Below are 26,199 nucleotides of genomic sequence, written 5' to 3' on the forward strand. Positions count from 1 at the left end.
CGCGGGAAAAATAGCCTTGCGGGGCCGCCTGCGGCGATCACGATGCTCAGCCCCGACCGCTTTCCTGCGCCACCGCCTGCCAGGCAATGTCGCGCCGGCAGAAGCCGTCAGCCCATTTGATGCGGTCGACGGCCTGATAGGCCCGCGCCTGAGCCTCGGCGACGCTCTTTCCCGACGCGCAGACATTGAGGACGCGCCCGCCATTGGCGAGAATGGCGCCGTCTTTCGCCACCGTGCCGGCGTGGAAGATCTCCACGCCCTCGATCCTCGCGGCATCGTCGAGTCCCTCGATGACACCACCCTTCGCGTAGTCGCCGGGATAGCCCTTCGCGGCCATGACCACGGTGACGGCGGCGTCGGGAAACCAGCGCAGGTCGAAATTCTTCAACTGCCCGTCGCAGGCGGCCAGCATGGCGGGCACGAGATCCGACATCATCCGCAGCATCAGCACCTGACATTCCGGATCGCCGAAGCGCACGTTGTATTCGAACAGCTTCGGCCCCTGGGCGGTCAGCATCAGGCCGGCATAGAGAATGCCCTTGAAGGGTGTGCCCCGGGCGCTCATCCCGGCAATGGTCGGCTGAATGATCCGATTCATGATCTCGTCATGAATCTCCTGCGTCACGAACGGCGTCGGCGAATACGCACCCATGCCGCCGGTGTTCGGTCCCTGGTCGTGATCGAACACCCGCTTGTGGTCCTGGGCGGAGGCCAGCGGTATCGCGGTCTCACCGTCGCACAGCGCGAAGAACGACACCTCCCGCCCTTCGAGAAACTCCTCGATGACGACCTCGGCGCCAGCGACGCCAAAGCCGCCCTCGAACATCATCTTGATGGCGTCCTCGGCCTCGGCAACCGTCTTGGCCACGACGACACCCTTGCCGGCCGCGAGCCCGTCCGCCTTGACGACGATCGGCGCCCCGTGCTCGCGGACATAAGCGAGCGCCTCGGGGGCATTGTCGAAGCGGCAGTAGGCGCCGGTCGGGATGTCGTATTCGGCGCAGAGATCCTTGGTGTATCCCTTGGAGCCCTCGAGCTTGGCGGCGAGCCTGGATGGGCCGAACGCCTTGATGCCGGCAGCCTCGAGATCATCGACGATGCCGGCGGCGAGCGGCGTCTCGGGGCCGACCACCACCAGATCCACCTTGTTCGCCCGGCAGAAGGCGATCACCGCCGCATGATCGGCGACGTCGAGCGCGACACATTCGGCCTCCTTGGCGATCCCGGCATTGCCGGGCGCGCACCACAGCTTGGTGAGCAGCGGCGAGCCGGCAATCTTCCAGGCGAGCGCGTGCTCGCGGCCGCCGGAACCAAGGAGCAGAATGTTCATCGTCGATGCCGTCGCAGAGGGGTGGGCCAATTTGGACGCCCCAATTGCCCGGCCCTCGCAACGGAGTCAAATCATGGCTCCGGCGGCTTCGCGGCAGCGCCGGCAATGATGCCCTGCAGGTTCGCGACATAGCGGGCGAAGGCCGCACGGCCGGCCGCGGTCGCCGTGACCGTGGTCTGCGGCTTCTTGCCGACGAAGGCCTTGTCCACGGCGACGTAGCCGGCCCGCGCCAGCGTGTCGATATGCGCGCCGAGATTGCCGTCGGTGGCGCCGGTCAGCTTCTTCAGCCGGACGAATTCCAGCCCGGCCACGGCAGGCAGGGCATTCAGCGCCGCCATGATCTTCAGCCGCAGCGGTTGGTGGATGATCTCGTCGAGCTCCGCCAAACCGTCAGCTCCGCCGCATCCACAAGCCGCCGAGAACCAGGCCACCGCCATTGACGAACGCCATCCACAACGGGAAAGCCTTGCCGATGAAGAGGTAGCCGACCAGGGTCAACGCGGTGACGCAAAGGCCGAACACCGTGAACGCCGCGCCGAACCACAAGCCGGCGAGGCCGTAGAACAGCATGAAATAGATCGGCCAGAATGCGCCCATCTCGCGCGGTCCGAAATGGCCGATCGCTTCGACGAAGAAGCCGAACGCAAAGAACATGACGAAGGCGAGCAGCGCCCGGAGATCGAAGCTGCGTACGCCGGAACGCGCCTTCTCCGTCGCGCCCAACCCCAGCGACCCGGCCAGACCGAGGACATAGACCGATAGCCAGGCCTTGTCGGCGTAGTTGGGCGCGAGATAGGTCACGAGATTGCCGGCGAAGACGAGAACGCCCCAGAGGATCATCAGCAGGCTCGACAGCCGATAGATCTGCGACTGCCGCACGCGCTTCGTCACATCCTCGATGTCGCTGAGCGCCCGCGCGGCTTCCAGGCTGTCGATCATGCGGTTTGGACCTCTAGTGCGTCGCCACGTCCTCGGCGATCGCGCTCACCGCCTGCGGCGCCGACACGATCTCCATGTGATTGACGCCAGCGATCAGCTTCACGTCAACGCCCGGCACGACGGCGTGCGCCGCATCTGCATATTTGTCGGCGAGCATCAGCTCGTCATCGGCGCCGGCGATGACGGTCACCGGGTGCTTCGCCGCAGTGAAATCGGCCTTGTAGCCACGGGTCGCGAAATTGCGGAACAGCCGGTAGCTGTAGGTCGGCGCCAGGAATTTCTCCGAGTTCGGCCTGACAGCAAAGGCCAGCACAGGCAGTGCCTCGCAACACGGCATGCCGATGCGCCTGAGCACGCCGAGCGCCAGGATGCGCGGAATGTCGGGACCGGCCCAGCCGCCCGAATTCTCCCGGTTGGTCGGCGCGTCGTAACCCAGATAGGGCGCGAGCAGCACGGTGCGCGTGAACAGATCCTGGATCGGGGCGCTCGCCGCGCGCAGCGCGAAGCCGCCGCCAGCCGAATGGCCGAGCAACACGATCGGTTGGGCCGGAATCGACCTCCTGACCTCGGCGACGAGGTCGGCGAGATCGTCTTCGAGCTGTCCGAGATGGCCGATGTCGCCGCGGGTGCCGGAGCCGCCATGGCCGCGAATGTCGGGCGCGAAGGTATCGATGCCGCGCGCCGCCAACGCATCGGCAAGGGCATGCACGGCGACGCTGGAGCCGGAGGAGCCGTGGACCACGATGGCGACCTTGCCGACAGCCGTTCCGCGCGCCGGGTAGTGGCGATAGGCGAGCTCGGTGCCATCGCGGGCACTGAAGCGCTGCAGGCCGGGCATGGTGCTGCGGTCGACCTGGCCGGCCGTCTCCGAGATCGACTTGAGCTCGGGCGGGCGCACCAGTGGCGTCGCGATCATCGCAGCCAGGGCCAAAGCGAGCACGCCCACGAGGCAGAGCCCCCATCCTAGGACCCGAAACAGGAACTTCACGCCGCGTCGCACGCTGTCCTCCAACTTTTCTGCATTATACAGAGTACTCTGTATTATAGAGTTATCGAAAAGGCAATGGCTTGATTGGCGGCGGACGCGGAAAGCCCCTACCTTGGCTGCTGCTCCCCGAACCGAATCAAACAGCGATGCCGCCTGCGGAAGCCTTGCCCAACGCGCCCGAATTCACCGTCACCGAGCTGTCCTCGGCGCTGAAGCGCACGGTCGAGGACCAGTTCGGCCACGTCCGGGTGCGCGGCGAGATCACCGGCTTTCGCGGGCCGCATTCCTCGGGGCATTGCTATTTCGCGCTCAAGGACGAGAGCGCCAAGATCGAGGCGGTGATCTGGAAGGGCGTGCATGGCCGCATGCGCTTCAAGCCCCAGGAGGGGCTCGAGGTGATCGCCACCGGCAAGCTCACCACCTATCCGAACTCGTCGAAATACCAGATCGTCATCGAGGCGCTGGAGCCGGCCGGGATCGGCGCGCTGATGGCGCTGATGGAGGAGCGCAAGCGGAAGCTCGGGGCCGAAGGACTGTTCGATCCCGCACGCAAGCAACTGCTGCCATGGCTGCCCGAGGTGATCGGCGTGGTCACCTCGCCGACCGGGGCCGTCATCCGCGACATCCTGCACCGGCTCGAGGACCGCTTTCCTCGCCGCGTGCTGGTCTGGCCCGTGAAGGTGCAGGGCGAAGGCTCGGCCGAGCAGGTTGCCGCCGCGATTCGTGGCTTCAACGATTTGCCGCAGGATGGCCCGATCCCGCGGCCCGACGTGCTGATCGTCGCGCGCGGCGGCGGCTCGCTGGAGGACCTGTGGTCGTTCAACGAGGAGATCGTGGTCCGCGCCGCGGCCGAGAGCATGATCCCGCTGATCTCGGCGGTCGGCCACGAGACCGACGTGACCTTGATCGATTTCGCCGCCGACAAACGTGCGCCAACGCCGACCGCAGCCGCGGAAATGGCGGTGCCGGTGCGCAGCGAGCTGATGCAGGAGGTCGCAAGCCTCGCGCGCCGTGTCGGCGTCTGCTGGCAGCGCAGCCAGGAGAGCCGCCGCAACGAGCTGCGCGCCGCCGCGCGCGCCCTGCCCGGCCCTAGCGATCTGCTCGCCATTCCCAGGCAGCGGCTGGATTCGGCGGCCGCCGGCCTGCCACGCGCGCTGAAGACCAACACGCATGTACACTTTCGCCAATTCGCGGCGGCGAGCGCCAAGCTCACTCTGCGCGTGCTGCACGCGCAGATCGCGCAATCACGCCATCGTCTCATCGCGTCGTCCGAGCGGCTGTCGCTGTCGTCGCGCGGCCAGTTGCACCGGCGGCGCGAGCGATTCGAGGCGCTCGACGCCCGCTTCAAGGCCTCGCGCCAAGCCTACGCCCAGGCCAAGCGCCAGGCCATCGGTCGCGAGCGCGACCGAACCGAACGTCTTGCCGAGCGGGCCCGGCGCGCGTTGCTGACCCAGCTTCAGCGCCTGTCGGCCCGCGTCGGCCAGAACGAGAAGCTCCTCACCGCGCTGTCCTATCGCAGCGTGCTGGCCCGTGGATTTGCCCTGGTGCGTGACGAGGCCGGCCACCCGCTGCACCATGCCGCGAGCATCGGTCCGGGCGCCGCGCTCTCGATCGAATTTGCGGACGGCAAGGTCGCGGCCACGGCGGGCGCGGACCGCCCGCTTCCGCCGGCAGCGCCGTCATCGCCGAAACCTGCGCGCGAGGCCAAGCCTTCGGCACCGAAGCGCACGCCCGATCCCGCCGACCAAGGCAGCCTGTTCTGAGTAGCCTTCAGCGCGCCAGCCAATCGGCCACGAGCTTCTGCGCATCGGCGCGCGCCTCGGGATCCGAGCCGACATGGCCGCGCTCGGGCGCCCCGGCGTCGGATCCCGCGACCTGATGCAGCGGCAGGTTCACACGATCGAAATCGTGATAGGCGCCGGGATAGATGACGATGCGGGTCAGCGCGCTGCGGCCGCGCGCGCCATCGATCATCTGCCGGCACGCGGGCGGCGAATAGACGTCGTCCAGGCCGCCGATCAGCACCAATGTCGGAACGCGCGTGCTCCAGCCGAGGCCGGACGAGGCGCGGCAATCCGGATAGAACGCCACCGCCGAGCGAAAATCCGGCGAGACATGCTCGGGCAATTGCGGGCGCACCGCCCACAACAGCGCGCTCGCGCCGGCCGCCCAGCCGACCAGGCTGACCCGGTCGGGCATCGCCCAGGCTTGCTCGGCCAACCATTTCTGCGCGATCACGATGTCGGCGACACGCTCGCGCCGGCCGCTGATACGACGCTCCTTGACGCGGCATTGCGGGCCCAACCCGCGCGAGCCGTAGCTGTCCGGCAGCAGGACGGCCTTGCCGTCCCTGACGAGTTCCTCGGCCCAGTCGCGATAGCGCGGCAGCACCGGCTCCGAGCGGCCGGAAAGCCCGCCGCAGCCGTGGAGCGCGACGACGACCGGAAATGGGCCGGCCCCCTTCGGCCGGTAGAGCTGGGCGTGCAGCACATAGCTTCCCGAGGGGATCTCGACCGCGACGGGCGCTGGCAACGGCTCTGCCAAGGCTGGAAACGCCGTGGCGCAGAGCAGTGAGACGACGATGGCGACGAGGGAGCGCATCAAACCAGCCGGGCGGGACAAGCGGCGGATATCGCAATCTAGCTAGCACGGAGTTTCGAGCAGAAGCATCACAAATCAGTGGGTTTGCGCGGGGGGACAGCGTCCCCCATCTATGCTAGGAAATCATCGAAATTCGGCCTGTCGTGTGCGCGCGGCGCCCGCGTAGGGGGACTTCACGTCAAGGAATTGGAGATCGCGGACGTGCTCAACAAGTTTGGTCCCTCGGGCCAGGGCGAGGCGCAGGTGCAGTATCTGGATGGCGATTTCCGGGTGATCTCACCGGGAAGCTATGTGCGCTGCGCGGTCACCGATGTGCGGATTCCGCTGGACGAGCTGAAGTATTGGAGTGTCGATCTGCAGGAAGCCTACGCCCTGCCGAGCGCCGTGCTGCAGCGGCATTATCCTGGCGCATTGAAGGCCAACGGCTGATCTTTGCGCTTCGCTGACAGCCGTTGCACAACCAGCGCGCGCAACGCGGCGAGATCGTCGAACTGCAGTGTGACCGGGAATGCCATGACATCGGGCGCGGCCTCGTGGCCGCGGAACCGCACGAGATCCTTTTCCGTGGTCACCAGGGCAAATCCATCACGTCTGGCTTCATTGGCGAGGGCCACGACGTCGCCCGCCGTGAACGGGTGGTGATCCGGAAAGGTACGCTCGCGCCTGACGTCGAGACCAGCGCCGCGAAGGGTGCGGAAGAAGCGGGCGGGGTCGCCGATCCCGGCAAACGCCAGCAACGGCCTGCCCCGCAGCGCCGCAACGATCTGCGGATCTGGCTGCAACGCGGCTGAAAACACCGGCTTGCCGGCCGACAACACATGTGAGGCGACCGCCTCGCTGGCTCGGCCGCTGCCGATCACGACCAATGCGTCGGTGCGCGCCAGTTGCGGCGGCAGCGGCGCGCGCAATGGTCCGGCGGGAAACACCTCGGCATTGCCGAGGCCGCGCGCGCCGTCGATCACGATCAGCGCGAGATCCTTCGTGATCGACGGATTCTGGAAGCCATCGTCCATCAGGACGACGGTGGCGCCTTGCGCCTTGACGAGACCGATGCCGTCGGCGCGATTGCGCGCCACGACGACCGGCACCCGCGCGGCCATCATCAGCGGCTCGTCGCCGACATCGGCAGCCTCATGGACCGCAGGATCGACGACGACGGGACCGCCCAGCCGGCCGCCATAGCCACGGCTCAGCACCACCGGCCGCTCGCCGAGGTCACGCAGAATATCCGTCAGCGCCAGCACGGTCGGCGTCTTGCCGGCTCCGCCGACGTGGAAATTACCGACGCAGATCACCGGCAGGCCGGCATCGACGCCGCCTTGCGCCATCCGGCGTGCGGCAACGGCGCCGTAGAGTGTCGAGAGCGGAGACAGCAGACGCGATTGCCAGGAGGCCGGCCGATGCCAGAAGGCCGGCTCACGCATCGCCGGCGGCCCCCATCTCGAGCCTGACCTGCAACAGATACGGCTCGAGCGCTGACAGCGTCCGCTCCAGCGCGCCACCGAGCTGATCGACCACCCGCGTTCCTGCCGCAACCAGGCTGTTGCCGGCTGCGGGATCAGCGAGCAGTTGCCGGAGTTGGCGGATCAGCGCCTCCTGATCGTGGGCGAGCCTGGCTCCCCCGGCTTTGTCCAGCGACTCATAGACGTCGGTGAAGTTGAACACGTGCGGCCCGTGCACGATGGCCGCACCCAGCTTGACGGCCTCGATCGGATTCTGGCCGCCATGCTCGACCAGCGAGCCGCCCATGAACACGACCGGCGCCAGCCGGTAGAACAGGCCGAGCTCACCCATCGTGTCGGCGACGTAGATGTCGGTGCCGGCGAGCGGCTGGTCCTCCCGCGACCGCAAGGCGCCCCGCAGGCCGGCACTTGCGACGAGCTCGGCGACCGCCGGGCCACGATGCGGATGGCGCGGCACGATCACGGTGAGCAGCGACGGATAGGACACCGACAAGGCCCTGTGGGCCGCAATCAGGATCTCGTCCTCGCCGGGATGCGTGGAGGCGGCGACGACGACCGGACGGCCGCGCGTCATCGCCGTGAGCCGATCGAGCTTCGCCGGATCGGCGGGCGGCGCCGGCACGTCGAGCTTGAGATTGCCGGTGGTGATGACGTTGCGCGCGCCGAGCGCGGCGAACCGGTCGGCATCCGCCTGCGACTGCGTCAGGAAGAGATCAAAGCGTCCGAGCAAGGCGGAGATGGTGCCGGACATGCGGCGCCAGCGCGGGAACGAGCGCGGCGACATGCGGCCGTTGATCACCACCATCGGCACCCGCCGCGAGGCGCCAGCGAGGATGAGATTCGGCCAGAGGTCCGACTCGATGAACAGCCCGAGCGAGGGACGCCAATGATCGAGAAACCGCTCCACGAAGCGCGGCGTGTCATAGGGCACGTATTGGTGGATCACGTCGGGCGGGAAGCGCTTGGCCACGATGGCGGCCGACGTCACGGTGCCGGACGTGATGAGGATGCGGATGTTGAGCTCACGCAGCCGCTCGATCAGCGCCGCCGCCGCCAGCACCTCGCCGACGCTGGCACCGTGAATCCAGACCAGCGGACCCAGCGGGCGCGTGTCATGGCTCAGGCCGCGCCGCTCGTCGGTCCGCTCGGGATCCTCCTTGCCGTGCTTGAGCCGCTGTCTGATCAGTGCCGGCGCAAGCGGCACCGCCGCCGAGGACAACCCGCGGTAGACACGCAGGGCCATCGGCAGCGGGCTAGGCACTCGATGCTCCCGACGCGACCGGCGGAGGACAGGCCTCGGGACGGCCGACGATCTCATAGGCGCGGCGCATGCATTCGTTCAGCGTCGCCTCGAGGTCGAGACGCGCCTCTTCCATCATCGCGGCGTCGGCATCGCGCGGCACGTTGATTTCCTTGATTCCCACCAATGCGCCGCGGCCGAATGGCAAATTGATGGTGGTGCTGTCCCAGTTCTTCAGGCGGATGAAGCGGCTCGTGACCATTGCGAACGGCATGATCGGACGTCCTGATTCGCGCGCGAGCATGATGATGCCGAGCCCCGCAATCCGCGCCCGCTTCGGCACATCGGCGGTCGATGCAACATTATAGTTGTCTTCGAGCGCCCGCACCATCTCCTTGAACGCCCCCACCCCGCCTTTCCGGTGGAAGGAGGAGCCATGATCGCCGGAGCCGCGGATGGTTCCGATGCCGAGCCGCTCGGCGGCGATCGCGTTGAACTCGCCGTCGCGATGCCGGGAGATCAGCACCTTGGCGCGATAGCTCGGCTTGTTCTTGATGAAGGGGGTCAGCAGATGCTGGCCGTGCCAGAACGCGAAGATCGCCGGCATCTGCGGCTCGACGATGTCGTAGACCTCCGGCGGCTCATAGGTGAAGCGGTTGGTCAGCCACACCAACCGCAGGTACTCGGCCGCGAGGAACCCGACGGCACGCTGGAACCAGCCGCTACGCAGCGTATTACGGATCAGATGTTTCAAGTCGCGAGCTTTGCGTCTTACTTCGCATCCTGACCGGGATCGAGCAGCCGGTGCAGGTGAACGATGAAATAGCGCATGTGGGCGTTGTCGACCGTCATCTGCGCCTTGGCTCGCCAGGCGGCGTGGGCCGCCGCGTAGTTCGGATAGACGCCGACGATATCGACCTTGTCGAGATCCTTGAATTCGTTCTTGTCGAGATTGATGAGCTCGCCGCCGATCACGAGGTGAAGGAGCTGCTGCGAGGCGCTATCTGTCATCGGTATCGTTTCCTAGTCAACGCCTTGCAGGCGACGTGGAGGGGGCGATCCAGGGCGATCAGTCCGGCGGTAACCTGCGATACTGCGCGACGATGTCGGCATGTCGGTCGCGGCCCGCTGCCACCAGCACCCCGTGCACCACCTCCGGACGATTATAGAGGATCGCCTCGCCGGACAACGCGGTCATTTTACCCCCCGCTTCCTGCACGATCAAATGAGCCGCCGCAAGATCCCAATCGCGGCTTTGCCCGCCTGCAAAAGCGGCATCGAGCCCGCCATGCGCGACACGGCAAAGGCGCAGCGCCAATGATCCGATTCGCGGATGGAGTTCAATCCGCGCAGAATCCGGAGCCAGCCGCTCAACCAACGGTTTTGGACCGGCCACGCGCGAGAATTCGAGCTCTCGTCCGGGCGCCACCCGAACCGGCTGTTCGTTCAACGTGGTGCCGCTACCGCGGGCGGCGAAGAAGAACTCCTCGCTGACCGGGACATGCACGGCGGCGAGTATCGGCGCACCGTGCTCGACCAGCGCAACGCTCACGCACCAATCGTTGCGGCCGCCGAGATAGGACCGCGTGCCGTCGATCGGATCGACGATCCAGACCCGTGACCGGCCGAGTCTTTCCCGATCATCCGCGCTTTCCTCGGACAGCCAGCCGTAATCCGGCGTTGCGGATCGCAGCCTGCGTTCGAGCAGTGCATTGACCGCCATGTCGGCTTCGGAGACGGGCGACGACGCCCCCTTGGTCCATTTGCGCAGCTCCGTTCCGAACATCGAACGTGCGAGCTCGCCGGCTTCGCGGACCGCCTCCTTCAGGAGCCTGGCGTCTGCCGCGAGGCTGGTCTCGTTCGGTTTCTCGATCTCATCGTCCGCCAAGCGTCAATCCTTCGATGCGCACCGTCGGCGCATTGACGCCATAGCGGAATTCCAGATCGCTGGCGGGCGTCATCGACTTGAATATCTCGAACAGATGCCCGGCGATCGTCACCTCGCTCACGGCATAGCCGATCTCGCCATTCTCGATCCAGAAGCCGGACGCGCCGCGGCTGTAGTCCCCGGTGACGCCGTTGACGCCCGAGCCGATCAGGTCGGTGACGTAGAAGCCCTGCTTGATGTCCGAGATCAGCTCCTTGGCTGTCACGACGCCGGCTTCGAGATGCAGATTGAACGGACCGGGCGAAGGCGACGACGACACGCCGCGATGGGCGTGGCCGGTCGTCACCATGCCGAGCTCGCGCGCGGTGCCCGAGTCCAGCAGCCACGTCGTCAGCACGCCGTCGTCGACCAGCGCGGTCTGCTTCACCTTCACGCCCTCGGCGTCGAACGGTTGCGACCGCAGTCCGCGCTTGCGCAGCGGATCATCGATGATGCGGATGCCCTTGGCGAAGAGCTGCGCGCCGAGCTTGTCCTTGAGGAAGCTGGTCTTGCGCGCGATCGAGGCGCCGTTGATGGCGCCGACCAGATGTCCGACCAGCGAGCCGGACACGCGGGGATCGAACACCACCGGCACCTGGCACGTCGCAACCTTGCGCGGATTGGCGCGCGCCACCGCGCGTTCGCCAGCGCTGCGCCCGACGGCCGCGGGCGCCAGCAGGTCGGCGCCGTGCGGAGCCGCCGTGTAGTCGTAGTCGCGCTCCATCCCGGTGCCTTCGCCGGAAATGGCGGTCGTCGAGATGCTCTGGCTCGAACGCAGATAGGCGCCGTGAAAACCGTCGCTCGTGACCAGCACCATGCCGCCGATGCCGGTCGAGGCCGACGCACCACCGGACTTCGTCACGCCCTTCACGCCGAGCGCGGCGGCCTCCGCCTCCTGGGCACGGCGCTCCAGCTCTGCGGTCGAGGGAATCTGCGGATCGAGCAGGTCGAGCTCGGGAATATCGCGCGCCAGCAGCGCCGGATCGGCGAGGCCGACATATTGGTCGTCAGGCGCCACCCGCGCCATCGCCACGGCCCGCTCGGCCAGCCGCGCCACACCGTCGCCGCTGACGTCGTTGGTCGACACCACGGCCTGGCGCTTGCCGACGAGAACGCGCAGGCCGACATCGTCGCCTTCCGAGCGCTCGGATTCCTCGACTCGCCCGTCACGGACCTCGACGCCTTGCGAGATGCCGCGCACCGCGATGGCATCGGCGGCATCGGCGCCGGCCTTCCTCGCGGCTTCCACCAGCCGCTCGGCGAGCGTTCGCAGGGCGGACTGGTCGAGCAGATCTGATTGGGCTGATGTCGACGATGAGGCTGGGGAAGAGGTCACGAACACGATCCGATCGATGTCAGGTGGGCGGCGAAGACGGCTCAATCCAAACGAAATGTGGCCTGTTCACGCCGACTTCAAGCAGGACGGCAGACGGCACATCGGATTGTCGGCAAATCGGCAAGGTCTCGTCAATCATGCGGGGCAAGCGCTTGTCAATCATGACGGTGAGAGGATCATGCGTGAGATCTGATTAACCAGGCTTGTTAAGCCGATACGGGCGATCCGCGTGGCAAGGTCACACGCATCGACCGGGAGCATAATCCCGGCGGGGAGACCAAGCCGTGAGGCGTCAAACAGCAACAGGCGGAAGCAATTCCGCTGGGTCGGGCCGCGTCCTGCGGCTCGACCCTCTTTCCCTACCCGTCTCGTACAGCGCGCACGATACCCGTGCCGATGGCGGGATCCGGCAGATCGAATTGCACCGGGAGCGCGTGGTCCTGCGGCGTGCCGTCAGCGGCATGCGCATGGCCCTGAACCTCCGCGTCAGCGACTTCCTCGGCATCGGCGTGCGCGAAATCGACGCCACGCAGGTGATGCTGGTGCTCGTCCACCGCGACCCCTCCCTGACCATCCCGCTCTGCGTCAGCGACGACCAGAACGAGATCGTTGCTGCGTGGGCGATGTGGAGCGAGACGTTCGCGCTGCCGCAGTTGCAGGACGCGCGCCGCGAGGCGACGCCGCGCCGCCGCCGCCGCAACGCGATCCGCTCGCGCCGCCCGCGCTTCCTGATGCGCCGCCGTGTCGGCTACCAGCTCAATCCGGCCTCGGTCCATCGCGGCGAGCGCGAGATCATCGCGCGCAACTGATCAGGTTGCGCGCAGCACGGCATCGACCAGCAGCGCTGCGAACAGCAGCAGCCCAGCATCGCGGTTCGACTTGAACACCCGCAGGCACAGCGCCGGATCGGCGATATCCAGACGCCAGATCTGCCAGCCGAGATGCGCGGCAAAACCCGCGAGCCCGAGCCACGCCGCGACATGCACATGGGCGGTCGCGAAGGCGGCCCCTATCAGCATCACGGCCAAACTGTAGAAGACGACCAGCGCCAGATGGGTGCGCTCGGCAAACAGGCGCGCGGTCGACTTGATGCCGATCAGCGCGTCATCCTCGGCGTCCTGATGCGCGTAGATCGTGTCATAGGCGATCACCCACGAGATCGACCCGGCGTAGAGCAGCAGCGCGGTTGCATCGATGCGGCCGAACGCAACCGCAAATCCCATCAGCGCGCCCCACGAGAAGGCGAGACCCAGCACGATCTGCGGCCACCAGGTGACACGCTTCATGAACGGATAGATCGCGACGATCAGCAACGAGGCGATGCCGGTGGCGATTGCGAACCGGTTGAACTGTAGCAGTACCGCCAAGCCGATCAGGGCCTGCGCCACCAGGAAGGCGAGCGCCTGCTTCACGCCGACCTGCCCGGCCGGAATCGGTCGCGAACGGGTGCGCTCCACCTTGGCGTCGAGATCGCGGTCGGTGATGTCGTTCCAGGTGCAGCCGGCGCCACGCATGACGAACGCGCCGACGAAATAGAGCCCGATCCACGCCGGCAGCATGGACAGATTCCCGCCGATCCCGGCCGCCAGAGCGGCCGACCACCAGCACGGCATCAGCAGCAGCCAGGATCCGATCGGGCGATCGAAGCGGGCGAGCCGCAGGTAAGGCCGGCTCCACACCGGCGCCAGCGTGTCGACCCAGTTGCCGGTCGCGTCAGCAACGCGGACGGCGGTCGTGCTCATCGGGTGAGAACGTTGCCAGTCATGGTGTCGAAGGCGGAACCGCCCTTCTTCGTCGTGTTGGCCTCAGGCAGCGCAGCCGACGAGCCCAGCACGTCGCTCAGGCTCGGAGCCGCGGGCCTTCCGGCCCCCGACTGCATCTGCGCCGCCACGGCACAGACCTTCTTTTCCAGCGCGTCGGTGTTCTTGTGACCGGCCTTCAGCTGATCGGAGATCTGCTGGGGGATGCCGCAGCTCGCCGCATGCGCCTCGACATATTTGATCATCTTCACTTCGGCCTTGCCGAAATTGGCGATCAGCTTGCAGGCCTCGTCAGGCGAGGCCTTGCGGTCGCTCGCGGCCTTGATCAGCTTGCCGCGACGCTCGGCTTCCTCGCGCAGCGGCATGAACTCCTTCATGCAGCTCTCCGGCGGGCCACCCTGCGGCGCGGCTCCCATCGGGGCCGGCTGGAAGCCGCCACCGCCACCGCCGCCGAACGCCGAGGCGCCTGGACTGGGGAACGGACTTGCCGGGGCTGCGGCCCGGGTCGGCGCCGCACCGTTGATGGGTGGAAACGGCGAATTGCTGGTCTGGGCCTGGCCAGGCATCGGCGCGGGAAACGAGCTCTGCGCGAAGACCTGCCCTGTGGAGAGCACCAGCGCGGCAATGGCGAGCGGCATGAAAGACTGGCGGACGATCAAGGCTGGTTCTCCGGCAAGACCAAGAATCCTCAACACTTCCGGATGAAAGCACGATCCGATCCGGGGCTTTTACGATTCTCGCCCGTCCAGCACAACCGCGGATTTGATCACATCCGCGGCGCAGAGACGCAGCCGGGTTCCAACCGGCGCGGAGGCCCAAAACGAGGCCCTTCCCGAACGTCGGAGCCCAAAAATCCGTTCACTCCGCGCCCTCGCCCACCTGGTCAAGCCGGAGTCGCCAGTTCAGCGGCCGGCGGGACGGTTCACGTCGCCGTGCACACCTTGCGCATCACGGCCAGGGTGTTTTCGTGATTCGCCTTCAGCTGATCGGTGATCTTGGCGGGGATTCCACATAGCGAGGCATGCGCGACGGCGTAGTCGATCATCTTGGTCTGGGCGAGCTCGTAGTCATGCACCAGCTGACAGGCCTCGCCGGGCGCAAAGCGCCGCTCGGTCGCCGCCTTGAGCAGCTTGGCCCGGCGGGCGGTCTCGTCCCGCAGCGGGTTGAACTCCTTCAGGCAGGTCTCGGGCGGGCGGAAGCCAGCCACGCTGGCACCGCCCGGAACCGCGGGGGCCGCCCGTTGCGGCGCGGCGACCGCCTTGTCATCGGCCCGGGACGGCGCGGCGACCATCACCGCGATGATCGCGACCAGCGCCCAGATCGCAAGCGCCGAAGTCGAATGTCTCAAGATCAAGGCCGTTCTCCGCATCGAGGCTTACGAAATCGTCGGATGTCCGTCCCGGGGGGACGACCGGCGGGATCGAAACGGTAAAATCTGTCGACAGCACGGCCGAAAGGCGCCATCGCCGATATCCGATACAACACCACGTGACGGCCCTTCCGGCTTTGCGGCTGGCGCGTGGGTCCGGTAAGCAACGTCCATCATCGGCTCCGCTTCGCTCCATGCCCGCATACGACTTCAACGCCCCGCGCCTGTTCGTCGACGCGCCCCTGCAGGAGGGAGGCTCGGTCGCGCTCGACCGCAACCAGGGAAATTATCTCGGCAACGTCCTGCGCCTTGGCGCCGGCGATCACGTGCTGGCCTTCAACGGCCGCGACGGCGAATGGCGGGCCGTGATCGAGGGCCGCAAGCGGCCAGATGGCCTGACGATCCAGCAGCAGAGCCGGCCGCAGGATCACCTGCCGGACATCGCCTACGTCTTCGCACCGCTCAAGCACGCGCGGCTGGACTACATGGTGCAGAAGGCGGTCGAGATGGGCGCCGCGCGGCTGGAGCCGGTGATCACCCGTCGCACCCAGGTGTCGCGCGTGAATAGCGAGCGCATGCGCGCCAACGTGGTCGAGGCCGCCGAACAATGCGGCATCCTCAGCCTCGCCGACGTCAAGGACCCGGTGCCGCTGGAGCGCTTCCTCGCGCAGCGGCAACCCGAGCGGCTGCTGGTGTTCTGCGACGAGGCGGCCGAACTGGCCGATCCGCTGCAGGCCCTGCGCGGCGGCCAGAATGCGGCCGGCATCGACCTGCTGATCGGACCGGAGGGCGGTTTCGCCGACGATGAACGGACGCTGCTGCTGCGCCAGCCGCATGTGATCAGGCTGGCCCTGGGCCCGCGCATCCTGCGCGCGGATACGGCCGGCGTTGCCGCCCTCGCCGTAATTCAGGCGACGCTCGGAGACTGGGCCGGAGCCCGCGGTTAAGGCATCCGACCAATTGTGGCGCGCCGCGGCCATTCCCAGTCGAAACCGTCAAACGGCCATGCTAAGGGGCAGCCGCCGCTTCCAGCGGGCGCCCAAGCCATTTTGGAACTCGAATCGACATGACCGGACCCGCTCCGACCGGACCCGCCGCGTGGGCGGACAAGCTGCTGCAATCCTTCGCCCAGGCCGGCTATGAGCGGGCCGAGCCGGCGATCCTGCAGCCGGCCGAGCCGTTCCTCGACCTCTCCGGGGAGGACATCCGCAAGAGCCTCTATCTGACCAGCGACGCCGCTGGCGAAGAGCTGTGCCTGCGCCCCGACCTGACCATTCCCGTCGCCCGCGACTACCTCGGCTCGGCCCGCGCCGGGCAGCCGGCCGGCTTCAGCTACCTTGGTCCAGTATTTCGCTACCGCGAGGGCCGCCCGAGCGAGTTCCTGCAGGCCGGCATCGAATCGTTCGGCCGCCAGGACCGGCCCGCTGCCGATGCCGAGATGCTGGCGCTGGCGATCGAGGCGACCGCCGCCGCCGGCCTTGCCGCGGTGGATATCCGCACCGGCGACGTCGCGCTGTTCACGGCCTTGATCGACGCCCTCGATCTCTATCCGGTCTGGCGGCGGCGGCTGATCAAGGACTTCAACCGCAAGCGCACCCTGGCGCAGGACCTCGAGCGGCTGGCGATCGCCTCGGTGGCGCCGCGCAACGAGTATGAGGGCGTGCTCGCTGCTCTGGCCGGCTCCGACCGCAAGGCGGCGCTCGCTTTGGTCACCGACCTGATGTCGATTGCCGGCGCAACCGCCGTCGGCGGCCGCACGGTGGCGGAGATCGCCGACCGCTTCCTCGAGCAGTCCACCCTCAAGAGCGGGGCGCTGCCGCGTGACGCGCTGGACCGCATCAAGCGCTTCCTGGCCATCAGCGGCAGCCCGACCGAAGCCGTCCAGCAGCTTCGCGCCCTCGCCGCCGATGCCAAGCTCGATATCTCGGCCGCGATCGACGCGCTCGAGGCCCGCGCGGGCTTCATGGCCCAGCGCGGCATCGACATCGCCAAGGTGCGCTTCGCCACGTCGTTCGGCCGCGGCCTCGACTACTACACCGGTTTCGAGTTCGAGCTGCATCATCCTGACAATGGCGACGAGCCGCTGGTCGCCGGCGGCCGTTATGACGGCCTGCTGAGCCAGCTCGGCGCCGCCGAGTCGATTCCGGCCGTCGGCTTCTCGATCTGGATCGAGCGCCTGGCCCAGAGCAGCGCCGTGGGCAAGTCCCCGGTCGGGAGAGCATCATGAGCGGCCCCCTCGTCCTCGCCGTTCCCTCCAAGGGACGTCTGCAGGAGAATGCCGAAGCCTTCTTCGGCCGCGCCGGGCTGAACCTGTCCAAGCCCGGCGGCGCGCGCGACTATCGCGGCACCATCGCAGGTCTCGACAATGTCGAGATCGCCTATCTCTCTGCGAGTGAGATCGCTTCGCAACTGGCGCGCGGCAGCGTGCATCTCGGCGTCACCGGCGAGGATCTCGTGCGCGAGAGCATCACCGATGCCGACAAGCGCGTGCTGCTGATCGATACGCTCGGCTTCGGCGGCGCCAACGTCGTCGTCGCGGTGCCGCAGGCCTGGATCGACGTCCGGACCATGGCTGATCTCGATGACGTCACCACCGGTTTTCGTGCCCAGCACAATCGCCGGATGCGCGTCGCCACCAAGTACATCAACCTGACGCGCAGCTTCTTCGCCGCCCACGGCATCGTCGATTACCGCATCGTCGAGAGCGCCGGCGCCACCGAGGGCGCGCCCGCGGTCGGCACGGCCGAGCTGATCGTCGACATCACCAGCACCGGCTCGACGCTCGCCGCCAACGGGCTGAAGGTGCTGGACGACGGCGTGATCCTGCGCAGCCAGGCCAACCTGGTCGCCTCGCGCGACGCCGAGTGGTCGGAGGGTCCGCGCGAGAGCGCCCGGATCATTCTCGACCACATCCATGCCCGCGCCCGCGCCAGCAAATACCGCGAGGTCCGCACCCGCTTCAAAGGGTGCGACGCAGCAATGCTGACCGAGGCGCATAACCGTTTCGGCGTCGTGGCGCCGTTCGGCGGCCCGACCTCGTCCGGCATGCTCACCCTGCACTGCCCGCCAGCGCAGATCTACGCGCTCGGCAGCTTTCTGCGCGCGCATGGTGCCGAGACCGTCTCGGTCGCCTCGCTCGACTACGTGCTCGACCGCGAGAATCCGCTGTTTGCCCGCCTCGAGGCCTTCCTGCGATCATAAATCGCCGTTCATCGTAGCGACAGGTGAGCGCGACTACCATATGTTGGTAGGAGAACGAGGACTCTGAGCGATGCTGGGAACTGACGTGTCCGACCTGACCACGACCGCGGCCGACGCCGCGTCGCAGGGACTGTCGATCGTTATCCCCGTCTATAACGAGGGCGCGGGACTGACGGCGCTGCACGAGCGGCTGAATAATCTCGCACGCACCCTGCGTCAGCGCTTCGGTCTCGCCTGTGAGCTCGTTTATGTCGACGATGGCAGCCGCGACAACACACTCGCGATTGCCCGGACCCTGCAGGCCGATGCGCTCGATGTGCAGGTCGTGTCGCTGTCGCGCAATTTCGGCAAGGAGGCCGCGCTGATGGCCGGCCTCGATCATGCCCGGCGCGGCGCGGTGCTGTTCATGGACGGCGACGGCCAGCATCCGCCGGCCCTGGTCGAGCAACTCGTCACGCACTGGATCAAGGACGGCTACGACGTCGTCTATACCGCCAAGGCGCATCGCGACAACGAGCCGTTCCTGCGCCGGGTCGCCGTTCACGGCTTCTACGCGCTCATCAACTGGGGGGCGCGGCAGAAGATTCCGGAGGATGCCGGCGACTTCCGCCTGCTCTCGCCGCGCGCGGTGGCCGCGCTACGGCAGCTGCCCGAGCGCAACCGCTTCTTCAAGGGCCTGGCGAGCTGGATCGGCTTCCGTCAGATCCGCGTCGACTATGAGCCAGCGGCCCGCGCCCATGGCGTCACAACCTTCAACCTGACCGGCCTGCTAGGCCTGTCGATCGAAGGTCTCACCTCGTTCTCGGTCGCGCCCTTGCGCTTCGCCAGTCTGCTCGGAATCCTGCTGGCCTCGGCCGCGTTCCTGTTCGGCCTCTCGATCCTCTGGGAGACCTTCACAACCGGCAAATCGGTGCCTGGCTATCCCTCGCTGATGGTCGGCCTGATGACGATCGGCGGCGTGCAGCTGATCATGATCGGCATCATGGGCGAGTATATCGGCAAGATCCTGTCCGAGCTGAAAGCGCGTCCGATCTACTTCGTCGCCGAGCACAGCGAGAAGCGTGCAGCGCTCGATGCACGGAGCGACGGCGCCGAGAGGAACGCCGCCGAATGAGCGCCACCCCGCACCGGCGCATCTGGCTGTGCGCCGATGACTATGGCATCAGCCCCGGGGTCAACAGCGCCATCCGCGACCTGATCGCGCGCGGTCGGCTGAACGCTACCTCGGTGATGACTGTGGGCGCCGCGATCGGACGCGACGAGGTGACGGAGCTGACCAAGGTCGCGTCCGACAGCCCGCGCTGCGCCATCGGCCTGCATGTCACGCTGACCGCGCCATTCCGGCCCCTCACCATGCACTTCCGCCCGTCGGAAGGCGGCATGTTCCTGCCCTTTCCCAAGCTGCTGCGCGCCGGAATGTCCCGCCGGCTCGATCCCGAGCTGATCCGCGCCGAGGTGCTGGTCCAGCTTGCGGCGTTCGGCGAGCTGTTCGGCCGCGCCCCGGATTTCGTCGACGGCCATCAGCACGCCCAGCTCTATCCGCAGGTGCGCGAGGGCTTCCTCGCCGCGGTCAAGGAAGCCGCGCCGGCGGCCTGGGTGCGTCAGGGGGGGCGGAACGTGCCGCTGATGCAGCGGCTGACGGCACCGAAGGCGCTGCTGCTGGACGTCCTGAGCGCCCAATTCCGCCGTCATGCCAAGCGGGCCGAGATCGCCTTCAATCCTGCTTTCGCCGGCGCCTACGACTTCAGCAAGACCTCGGATTTCGCCACGTTGATGGACGGCTTCCTGGACGAGCTGCCCGAGGACGGGCTGGTGATGTGCCACCCCGGCTTCGTCGACGACGTCCTGATCGAGCTCGATCCCTTGACCGTCCAGCGCGAGCATGAGCACGCCTATCTCGCCGGCGAGCATTTTCCAGCGCTGCTCGACCGCCGGCGGATGACGCTGGCCTGAACGGATCTTGCGGGTCTGCGACGAACAAAAGGCCGCCCGGCTGCGTTCCTCCTGTAGTGCGGGCAACATCGAGGTCCAAAACGCTGCGCAAGCCCGAGAGACGCTGTGTCGCATACGGAAATTTAATCCGCGCCCCGGCTGGCCGGGCCACAAAGTCCCCCTAAATCTTGGCCGCGCTTGGCCGGAACAAGGCAAGCGGCAGGAGAACGACATGACACCGCAAGAACGCCAACTCATCGACGATCTGTTCGACCGGCTTGCCAAGTTGGAGAGTGCACCGCGTGATCCGGAGGCCGCCGCCGCCATCGCCCAGGCGCTGCAGCGGGCTCCCAATGCCGTCTACGCGCTGGTGCAGACGGTGCTGGTGCAGGACGAAGCCTTGAAGCGCGCCAATGCCCGCATCGAGGAGCTGCAGCACGCCCAGGCCCCGCAGCAGGCCCAGTCCGGCGGCTTCCTCGATTCGATGCGCGACAGCATCTTCGGCTCGGGCAGCCGCGGTTCGGTCCCCAACGTGCCGCCGCCGTCGCAGAGCCGACCGGTCTGGAACAGCGGTCAGGCGATGCCCCCGGGCTACCAGGGCCAGCCCGGCTATCCCGGTCAGCCCGGCCCTTACGATCAGGGCGGCTTCGGCCAGCCGCGTGGCGGCATGTTCGGCGGTGGAGGCGGCTCGTTCCTCGGAACGGCGGCGGCCGCTGCGGCGGGCATGGTCGGCGGCTCGCTGCTGCTCGGCGGCATCCGCTCGATGATGGGCGGCGGGTCGCATCAGGCGTTCGGTGACACCACGATCATCGAGGAGCGCGGCGGTGGTGCCGGCCCGTGGAGCGGCGACCAGTCCAGCGGCTCGCTGGCGCGCGACGCCGGTCTCGACGACATCGGCCGTTCGGGCGGCGACGGTGGCCGTGCCGGCCTGTTCGACCAGGCGAACTATGACGACAGCGGCAATGACAACGACGCGGCCGACTTCGACGCCGATGACGGCTATGGCGACGACGACGGTGGCAGCGACTACGCTTGATGCTCCCAGGTCGCAGCGAACCGAAGAATGCGAAAGGCCGCCCCCACGGGCGGCCTTTTTCAGTTGCGGATGTCGTGCAGCGGCGGTCGTCAGAGCACGATGACCCGAGCACCGACGTTCACGCGGCCATAGAGGTCGATGACATCCTCGTTGCGCATCCGGATACAGCCTGACGAAACGTTGGTGCCGATCGTCCATGGCTCGTTCGAACCGTGGATCCGATACAGCGACGAGCCGAGATACATCGCGCGTGCGCCGAGCGGGTTCTGCGGTCCGCCCTCCATGTGCCGCGGCAGGTCGGGCCGGCGCGCGAGCATTTCCTGCGGCGGCGTCCAGTCCGGCCATTCGCGTTTGGCCGAGATCGTCTTCACGCCCGACCAGGTGAAGCCGGGGCGGCCGACGCCGATGCCGTAGCGGAGCGCCCTGCCCTCGCCCTGAACCAGATAGAGGAACTTGTTCGGCGTATCGATGACGATCGTGCCCGGCCGTTCTTTGCCGTCGTAGTCAACGATCTGTTTCTCGTATTTCGGATCGAGCGGCCGCTGCGTCTGCTCATAGGCCTCCTCATCCGGTACTCCCTGCTGCGGGACCATGCCCGGCGCCAGCCGCTGCGGCTCGTAGTAGGACGGCTGCTGCTGGTACATCGGCTGTCCCGGCGGAGGCGCGCCGCGGCCGCCTTGCGGATCCCCGAACAGGAATTCGATGAAGCCACCACCCATGCGCGAGCGTTCGACATAAGCGGTGCGCACCGGCGCGGACTGCTGCGGCGGCCCGCTGTAAATCACGGTCGGCTGCTGAAATCCCTGGGCCGCAGCCCGATCCAGACCTGAATGGAATGCGCATGCGCCGGCCAGCAGCGCTATGGAGAATGATTTGAACATCGACGTACTCTGTACTGTTTCGTCTGGAGACTGTTCGTCGCGCGAGGCGGCAACGCCGCCGCGTATCGTCAATAAAGAGCAAAACCCGATCGCTTTGGTAAACGCGGGAGGCGCCGGGATTCACCATCGCTGCATACGTCGGCGGTTTTGATCGCTAGCGTTTATTTTGCGTGAAGGCCGGCGGAGCATGGTTAATAGTTGACGCACGATGCACGCCAGCGTTGCCCAACGGCGGTTCCTGGCGTGAACGCGATGTTAAATAGCCTCTGCGTAGAACTGATCCGAGCAAAAGGTCAGGGATACTATCATGGCTGTTCGCAAGCGTTTCCGTATCGAAGAAGCAATCGTCGGCCATATGCCGGAGCCTGAATTCGTGGGCGGCGAGATCGGCCCCAACCACAAGGAAATCATGGACGAGCTGCGCGCGATCCGCTCCCAGATGGCCAATGCGATCCGCAGCGGCGGCAGCAACACGGCGAACGCCGCCATCGAAGAGTCCGCCGCACGCGAGGTCGCCGAAGCGCGCGCGCTGCTCGAGACCTATCGCGCCCAGATCGAGCAGTGCGAAAAGCTCAAGGTCGAGCTCGACCTGATCCACGACGCGATCAACCGCACCAAGGGCGAGATCGCGACCCTCCATGCCAAGAGCTTCAACGGCGAGGAGATGGCCAAGGTCAACGGCGAACTCGGCGCGGTCGTCGGCGGCACCGAGCAGGCGACGCAGCAGATCCTGGAAGCCGCGGAGGCGATCGACCAGGCAGCCAGCGCGCTGTCCAAGGTGGACTCGGCCGACCAGCAGAAGATCCTGAGCGAAGAGATCCAGGAGCGCGTGGTCTCGATCTTCGAGGCCTGCAACTTCCAGGACCTGACCGGCCAGCGCATCAACAAGGTCATGACCACGATGAAGTTCATCGAGCACCACATCGTGGTGATGATGGACATCTGGGGCGGCGTCGACGCCATCAAGGCGCATACGCCGCCGATCGTCGACCACCGCGAGGGCGACGCCCGGCTGCTGAACGGCCCGAAGGCGGAAGGCGACGTCGGCCACGCTTCGCAGGACGACATCGACGCGATGTTCAACTGACCTCGTCGGCCAGTCCCAGCGACCGCTCCAGGCAACGTCACCATACAGGAACGCCGGCGCTATCGCCGGCGTTTTTCGTTCGACTCTCGACCTTTGCGGGATGTTCGCCCGGATCTCAGGCGCGCGGTCCGCAGCGGACGTAGACCATCGTCTGGTAACGGGTCGCCGCATCCTTGTCGACGAAGCGGGTGATCAGCACACGGCCGTCGAAGGAGACGACCTCGCGGTCCTGCTCGCCGCCGGGCGGTCCGGCCGGGCCGATGTAGTTCTTGCCGCTGGCCGATCCCTTCAAGCGCAGTTCCTGGGGAGTCGCCTGGTCGGCCAGGTGCATCACGACACCACCGGACGTGCCTGCCCCGATGACGTAGGGCTGTTTGCACTGCGCCAAAGCCATCTTTTCGGTGCGCGGGCGGTCATTCGGGTTGTTGTAGGCGGCAAGCCCCCATTTGCCCACGAGATCCTCGGCGCGAATCGTGGCCGGCACCTCGGGCTCGACCGGCGCCTCGGTCTGCTGCATGGGGGTCGACGGCGACAGGCTGAAGCCCGTGCACGCTCCCAGAAGCATCGTGAGCGCTGACGCGATCGCGAGATTGGCAACCGGCCGCGCGCACCGTGAACTCGTCATGGCATCCCCTTAGGAACAAGATCATGGCTGCCCCGTCCGGCAACCAAGCGCAAAACGCTCGTCAGAGCAATGACGTCGGATGACGACGCCGCTCCACTAACATGTCTGGCCCGGGACAACATCCCCTAACAGCCTCAAGAACGGCTTAACGGCTGGCCGTTGCTTGACAGGAACAGCCGCAAGCCATATTTCCCCGAGCGGTCTTTAGCACTCGGAGGGCGGGATTGCTAAGGCTGCGAGCCAGTTGGCGCCAAGTGGGCGTTCAATGTGGCCGCATTCAGATTTCCTCCGACAGCAACACTTATCCAAGCACCCCAAAAGGGATCCGTCATGGCCAAATCGAAGTTTCGTCCCCTGCACGACCGCGTCGTGGTTAAGCGCATCGACGCCGAAGAGAAGACCAAGGGCGGCATCATCATTCCCGACAGCGCCAAGGAAAAGCCCTCGCAGGGCGAAGTCGTCGCCGTCGGCCCGGGCGGCCGCGACGAGAGCGGCAAGCTGATCCCGATCGACGTCAAGGTCGGCGACCGCGTGCTGTTCGGCAAGTGGTCCGGCACCGAGGTCAAGCTGGACGGCGAGGAACTCCTGATCATGAAGGAGTCCGACATCATGGGCGTCGTCGCCTGATCCCGACCTGTCGGGGGCGGCGATCAGCCGCCCCGGGCGAAAATGCTCTGCAACCTCGTTCCGGCGACAGACGGGCGATCACGCCCCTCGCCGTCGAGGTCTACTCCAGGAGAATTCTGAAATGGCAGCCAAGGACGTCAAATTCGCCGGCGACGCACGCGACCGCATGCTGCGCGGCGTCGACATTCTCGCCAACGCCGTCAAGGTGACGCTCGGCCCGAAGGGCCGCAATGTCGTCATCGAGAAGAGCTTCGGCGCTCCGCGCATCACCAAGGACGGCGTCACCGTCGCCAAGGAGATCGAGCTGGAGGACAAGTTCGAGAACATGGGCGCGCAGATGCTGCGCGAGGTCGCCTCCAAGACCAACGACACCGCCGGTGACGGCACCACCACCGCGACCGTGCTGGCCCAGGCCATCGTGCGCGAGGGCGCCAAGGCGGTTGCCGCCGGCATGAACCCGATGGACCTCAAGCGCGGCATCGACATCGCGGTGGCCGCCGTGATCAAGGACATCGAGAAGCGCGCCAAGCCGGTCGCCTCGTCCTCCGAGGTCGCCCAGGTCGGCACCATCTCCGCCAACGGCGACGCCGCGATCGGCAAGATGATCGCCCAGGCGATGCAGAAGGTCGGCAACGAGGGCGTCATCACGGTCGAGGAGAACAAGTCGCTCGATACCGAGGTCGACATCGTCGAAGGCATGAAGTTCGACCGGGGCTATCTCTCGCCCTACTTCGTCACCAATGCCGAGAAGATGACCGCCGAGCTGGACGACGTCTACGTGCTCCTGCACGAGAAGAAGCTGTCGGGCCTGCAGGCCATGCTGCCGGTGCTCGAAGCCGTGGTGCAGTCGGGCCGCCCGCTGCTGATCATCGCCGAGGACGTCGAGGGCGAAGCGCTGGCGACGCTGGTCGTCAACCGCCTGCGCGGCGGCCTCAAGGTCGCCGCCGTCAAGGCGCCGGGCTTCGGTGATCGCCGCAAGGCCATGCTCGAGGACATCGCGATCCTGACCGGTGGTCAGCTGATCTCGGAAGATCTCGGCATGAAGCTCGAGAACGTCACGATCAAGATGCTCGGCCGCGCCAAGAAGGTCGTGATCGACAAGGAGAACACCACGATCGTCAACGGCGCCGGCAAGAAGGCCGACATCGAGTCGCGCGTCGGCCAGATCAAGGCGCAGATCGAGGAGACCACCTCGGACTACGACCGTGAGAAGCTGCAGGAGCGTCTGGCCAAGCTCGCCGGCGGCGTCGCGGTGATCCGCGTCGGCGGCGCGACCGAGATCGAGGTCAAGGAGAAGAAGGACCGCGTCGAGGACGCCCTCAACGCGACCCGCGCTGCGGTGCAGGAAGGCATCGTCCCTGGTGGCGGCGTGGCGCTGCTGCGCGCCAAGAAGGCCGTCGGCCGCATCACCAACGCCAATTCGGACGTTCAGGCCGGCATCAACATCGTGCTGAAGGCGCTCGAGGCTCCGATTCGCCAGATCTCCGAGAACGCCGGCGTCGAAGGTTCGATCGTGGTCGGCAAGATCCTGGACGAGAAGTCCGAGACGTTCGGCTTCGACGCGCAGACCGAGGATTATGTCGATATGGTCGCCAAGGGCATCATCGACCCAGCCAAGGTGGTCCGCACCGCGCTGCAGGACGCCTCGTCGGTCGCAGGCCTCCTGGTCACCACCGAGGCCATGGTCGCCGAGCTGCCGAAGGATGCTGCTCCGGCGATGCCGGCCGGCGGCGGCATGGGTGGCATGGGCGGCATGGGCGGCATGGGCTTCTGAGCCCTGCTTTCGACATCTCACATTCAGGAAGGCCGCCTCCGGGCGGCCTTCTTTTTGGCCGAGTGTCCGCACCGGGGGTGCAG

Annotated in this window: 28 protein-coding genes; 12 read left to right on the plus strand and 16 right to left on the minus strand. The window is 66.9% G+C overall.

The annotated features are described in order from the left end of the window. Nucleotides 1-46: 46 nt before the first annotated feature. The 4 genes from purD to QX073_RS31900 all read right to left on the minus strand — a co-directional run bounded on the left by purD (nt 47) and on the right by QX073_RS31900 (nt 3,185). Nucleotides 47-1,330 carry a phosphoribosylamine--glycine ligase gene (gene purD, locus QX073_RS31885; RefSeq protein ID WP_316226945.1) on the minus strand — a complete coding sequence of 428 codons (1,284 nt, stop codon included), beginning with the start codon at nt 1,328-1,330 and terminating at the stop codon, nt 47-49. A gap of 71 nt (nt 1,331-1,401) precedes the next feature. After that, the gene (locus QX073_RS31890) at nt 1,402-1,716 is read right to left on the minus strand and encodes a transcriptional regulator (RefSeq protein WP_315716689.1); all 315 of its coding nucleotides are present in this window, start codon (nt 1,714-1,716) and stop codon (nt 1,402-1,404) included. 4 nt (nt 1,717-1,720) lie between these two features. Continuing rightward, on the minus strand, nt 1,721-2,269 hold the full coding sequence (locus QX073_RS31895; RefSeq protein WP_315753434.1) for a hypothetical protein: 549 nt from the start codon (nt 2,267-2,269) through the stop codon (nt 1,721-1,723). A gap of 13 nt (nt 2,270-2,282) precedes the next feature. After that, the gene (locus tag QX073_RS31900; protein ID WP_315753466.1) at nt 2,283-3,185 is read right to left on the minus strand and encodes an alpha/beta hydrolase; all 903 of its coding nucleotides are present in this window, start codon (nt 3,183-3,185) and stop codon (nt 2,283-2,285) included. A gap of 218 nt (nt 3,186-3,403) precedes the next feature. On the opposite strand from QX073_RS31900, the gene xseA reads away from it, so the two are divergent. After that, a complete protein-coding gene (gene xseA, locus QX073_RS31905) occupies nt 3,404-5,020 on the plus strand; it encodes an exodeoxyribonuclease VII large subunit (RefSeq protein ID WP_316171665.1) in 1,617 nt (538 codons plus the stop codon). A 7-nt stretch (nt 5,021-5,027) separates the two neighbouring features. Here the strand turns inward: xseA and QX073_RS31910 are convergent, their stop codons facing one another. After that, nucleotides 5,028-5,858, minus strand: a complete 831-nt coding sequence (locus QX073_RS31910) for a dienelactone hydrolase family protein (RefSeq protein ID WP_315716686.1) — start codon at nt 5,856-5,858, stop codon at nt 5,028-5,030. Between the two features lie 201 nt (nt 5,859-6,059). Between QX073_RS31910 and QX073_RS31915 the strand changes: the two genes are divergently transcribed. Then, nucleotides 6,060-6,287, plus strand: a complete 228-nt coding sequence (locus tag QX073_RS31915) for a DUF2093 domain-containing protein (RefSeq protein WP_315716685.1) — start codon at nt 6,060-6,062, stop codon at nt 6,285-6,287. On the opposite strand, the gene lpxK is transcribed toward QX073_RS31915, so the two are convergent. The 6 genes from lpxK to QX073_RS31945 are packed head-to-tail and all read right to left on the minus strand — an operon-like array spanning nt 6,257 to nt 11,824. After that, nucleotides 6,257-7,282: a tetraacyldisaccharide 4'-kinase gene (gene lpxK / locus QX073_RS31920; protein ID WP_316226946.1), complete on the minus strand. Its 1,026-nt coding sequence runs from the start codon at nt 7,280-7,282 to the stop codon at nt 6,257-6,259. The genes QX073_RS31915 and lpxK overlap by 31 nt on opposite strands. Then, the gene (locus tag QX073_RS31925) at nt 7,275-8,582 is read right to left on the minus strand and encodes a 3-deoxy-D-manno-octulosonic acid transferase (RefSeq protein ID WP_316168031.1); all 1,308 of its coding nucleotides are present in this window, start codon (nt 8,580-8,582) and stop codon (nt 7,275-7,277) included. The genes lpxK and QX073_RS31925 overlap by 8 nt, the downstream gene beginning before the upstream one ends. Continuing rightward, nucleotides 8,575-9,315, minus strand: coding sequence for a lysophospholipid acyltransferase family protein (locus tag QX073_RS31930; RefSeq protein ID WP_315716682.1), 741 nt, complete (start codon nt 9,313-9,315; stop codon nt 8,575-8,577). The genes QX073_RS31925 and QX073_RS31930 overlap by 8 nt, the downstream gene beginning before the upstream one ends. 17 nt (nt 9,316-9,332) lie before the next feature. Beyond that, the gene (locus QX073_RS31935) at nt 9,333-9,572 is read right to left on the minus strand and encodes a DUF4170 domain-containing protein (RefSeq protein ID WP_009031572.1); all 240 of its coding nucleotides are present in this window, start codon (nt 9,570-9,572) and stop codon (nt 9,333-9,335) included. A gap of 58 nt (nt 9,573-9,630) precedes the next feature. After that, on the minus strand, nt 9,631-10,434 hold the full coding sequence (locus QX073_RS31940) for a 3'(2'),5'-bisphosphate nucleotidase CysQ (protein WP_315753464.1): 804 nt from the start codon (nt 10,432-10,434) through the stop codon (nt 9,631-9,633). A 1-nt stretch (nt 10,435) separates the two neighbouring features. Beyond that, complete coding sequence (locus QX073_RS31945) at nt 10,436-11,824, minus strand: TldD/PmbA family protein (protein ID WP_409998678.1); 1,389 nt, start codon at nt 11,822-11,824, stop codon at nt 10,436-10,438. A gap of 284 nt (nt 11,825-12,108) precedes the next feature. Here QX073_RS31945 and QX073_RS31950 point away from each other — a divergent pair, with 284 nt between their 5' ends. Then, on the plus strand, nt 12,109-12,633 hold the full coding sequence (locus QX073_RS31950; protein WP_315753424.1) for a DUF6101 family protein: 525 nt from the start codon (nt 12,109-12,111) through the stop codon (nt 12,631-12,633). On the opposite strand, the gene ubiA is transcribed toward QX073_RS31950, so the two are convergent. The 3 genes from ubiA to QX073_RS31965 all read right to left on the minus strand — a co-directional run bounded on the left by ubiA (nt 12,634) and on the right by QX073_RS31965 (nt 14,938). Next, nucleotides 12,634-13,566 (minus strand): 4-hydroxybenzoate octaprenyltransferase, encoded by a 933-nt coding sequence (gene ubiA / locus QX073_RS31955; RefSeq protein WP_315716678.1) that lies wholly within the window; start codon nt 13,564-13,566, stop codon nt 12,634-12,636. It lies immediately after the preceding gene. Then, nucleotides 13,563-14,240: a hypothetical protein gene (locus tag QX073_RS31960; protein WP_409998679.1), complete on the minus strand. Its 678-nt coding sequence runs from the start codon at nt 14,238-14,240 to the stop codon at nt 13,563-13,565. Before QX073_RS31960 ends, ubiA begins: the two co-directional genes overlap by 4 nt. Nucleotides 14,241-14,506: 266 nt before the next feature. Further along, on the minus strand, nt 14,507-14,938 hold the full coding sequence (locus tag QX073_RS31965; protein WP_316226947.1) for a hypothetical protein: 432 nt from the start codon (nt 14,936-14,938) through the stop codon (nt 14,507-14,509). A gap of 209 nt (nt 14,939-15,147) precedes the next feature. Here QX073_RS31965 and QX073_RS31970 point away from each other — a divergent pair, with 209 nt between their 5' ends. The 6 genes from QX073_RS31970 (at nt 15,148) to QX073_RS31995 (ending at nt 21,122) form a co-directional block, all read left to right on the plus strand. Next, nucleotides 15,148-15,900, plus strand: a complete 753-nt coding sequence (locus tag QX073_RS31970; protein WP_316184192.1) for a 16S rRNA (uracil(1498)-N(3))-methyltransferase — start codon at nt 15,148-15,150, stop codon at nt 15,898-15,900. A gap of 119 nt (nt 15,901-16,019) precedes the next feature. Continuing rightward, on the plus strand, nt 16,020-17,180 hold the full coding sequence (locus QX073_RS31975; protein WP_316226948.1) for an ATP phosphoribosyltransferase regulatory subunit: 1,161 nt from the start codon (nt 16,020-16,022) through the stop codon (nt 17,178-17,180). Next, on the plus strand, nt 17,177-18,154 hold the full coding sequence (gene hisG / locus QX073_RS31980) for an ATP phosphoribosyltransferase (RefSeq protein WP_316168036.1): 978 nt from the start codon (nt 17,177-17,179) through the stop codon (nt 18,152-18,154). Before QX073_RS31975 ends, hisG begins: the two co-directional genes overlap by 4 nt. A gap of 70 nt (nt 18,155-18,224) precedes the next feature. Continuing rightward, entirely contained in the window at nt 18,225-19,268 is a 1,044-nt protein-coding gene (locus QX073_RS31985) for a glycosyltransferase family 2 protein (protein ID WP_315716673.1), read from the plus strand. Beyond that, on the plus strand, nt 19,265-20,107 hold the full coding sequence (locus QX073_RS31990) for a ChbG/HpnK family deacetylase (protein WP_315753418.1): 843 nt from the start codon (nt 19,265-19,267) through the stop codon (nt 20,105-20,107). Before QX073_RS31985 ends, QX073_RS31990 begins: the two co-directional genes overlap by 4 nt. A 211-nt stretch (nt 20,108-20,318) precedes the next feature. Then, a complete protein-coding gene (locus QX073_RS31995) occupies nt 20,319-21,122 on the plus strand; it encodes a DUF2076 domain-containing protein (protein ID WP_315716671.1) in 804 nt (267 codons plus the stop codon). Between the two features lie 89 nt (nt 21,123-21,211). Here QX073_RS31995 and QX073_RS32000 read toward each other — a convergent pair whose 3' ends face one another. Then, nucleotides 21,212-22,003: a L,D-transpeptidase gene (locus tag QX073_RS32000; RefSeq protein WP_316226949.1), complete on the minus strand. Its 792-nt coding sequence runs from the start codon at nt 22,001-22,003 to the stop codon at nt 21,212-21,214. Nucleotides 22,004-22,310: 307 nt separating this feature from the next. Between QX073_RS32000 and QX073_RS32005 the strand changes: the two genes are divergently transcribed. Further along, entirely contained in the window at nt 22,311-23,090 is a 780-nt protein-coding gene (locus QX073_RS32005; RefSeq protein WP_315716668.1) for a protein phosphatase CheZ, read from the plus strand. 115 nt (nt 23,091-23,205) lie between these two features. Here the strand turns inward: QX073_RS32005 and QX073_RS32010 are convergent, their stop codons facing one another. Beyond that, nucleotides 23,206-23,715, minus strand: a complete 510-nt coding sequence (locus QX073_RS32010) for a hypothetical protein (RefSeq protein ID WP_315716667.1) — start codon at nt 23,713-23,715, stop codon at nt 23,206-23,208. A gap of 330 nt (nt 23,716-24,045) precedes the next feature. On the opposite strand from QX073_RS32010, the gene groES reads away from it, so the two are divergent. Next, entirely contained in the window at nt 24,046-24,342 is a 297-nt protein-coding gene (gene groES / locus QX073_RS32015) for a co-chaperone GroES (RefSeq protein WP_008961387.1), read from the plus strand. A gap of 121 nt (nt 24,343-24,463) precedes the next feature. Beyond that, a complete protein-coding gene (gene groL, locus QX073_RS32020) occupies nt 24,464-26,116 on the plus strand; it encodes a chaperonin GroEL (protein WP_316226950.1) in 1,653 nt (550 codons plus the stop codon). Nucleotides 26,117-26,199: the final 83 nt, after the last annotated feature.

It is taken from the genome of Bradyrhizobium sp. SZCCHNS3052 (genome assembly GCF_032484495.1).
Taxonomy (GTDB): domain Bacteria; phylum Pseudomonadota; class Alphaproteobacteria; order Rhizobiales; family Xanthobacteraceae; genus Bradyrhizobium.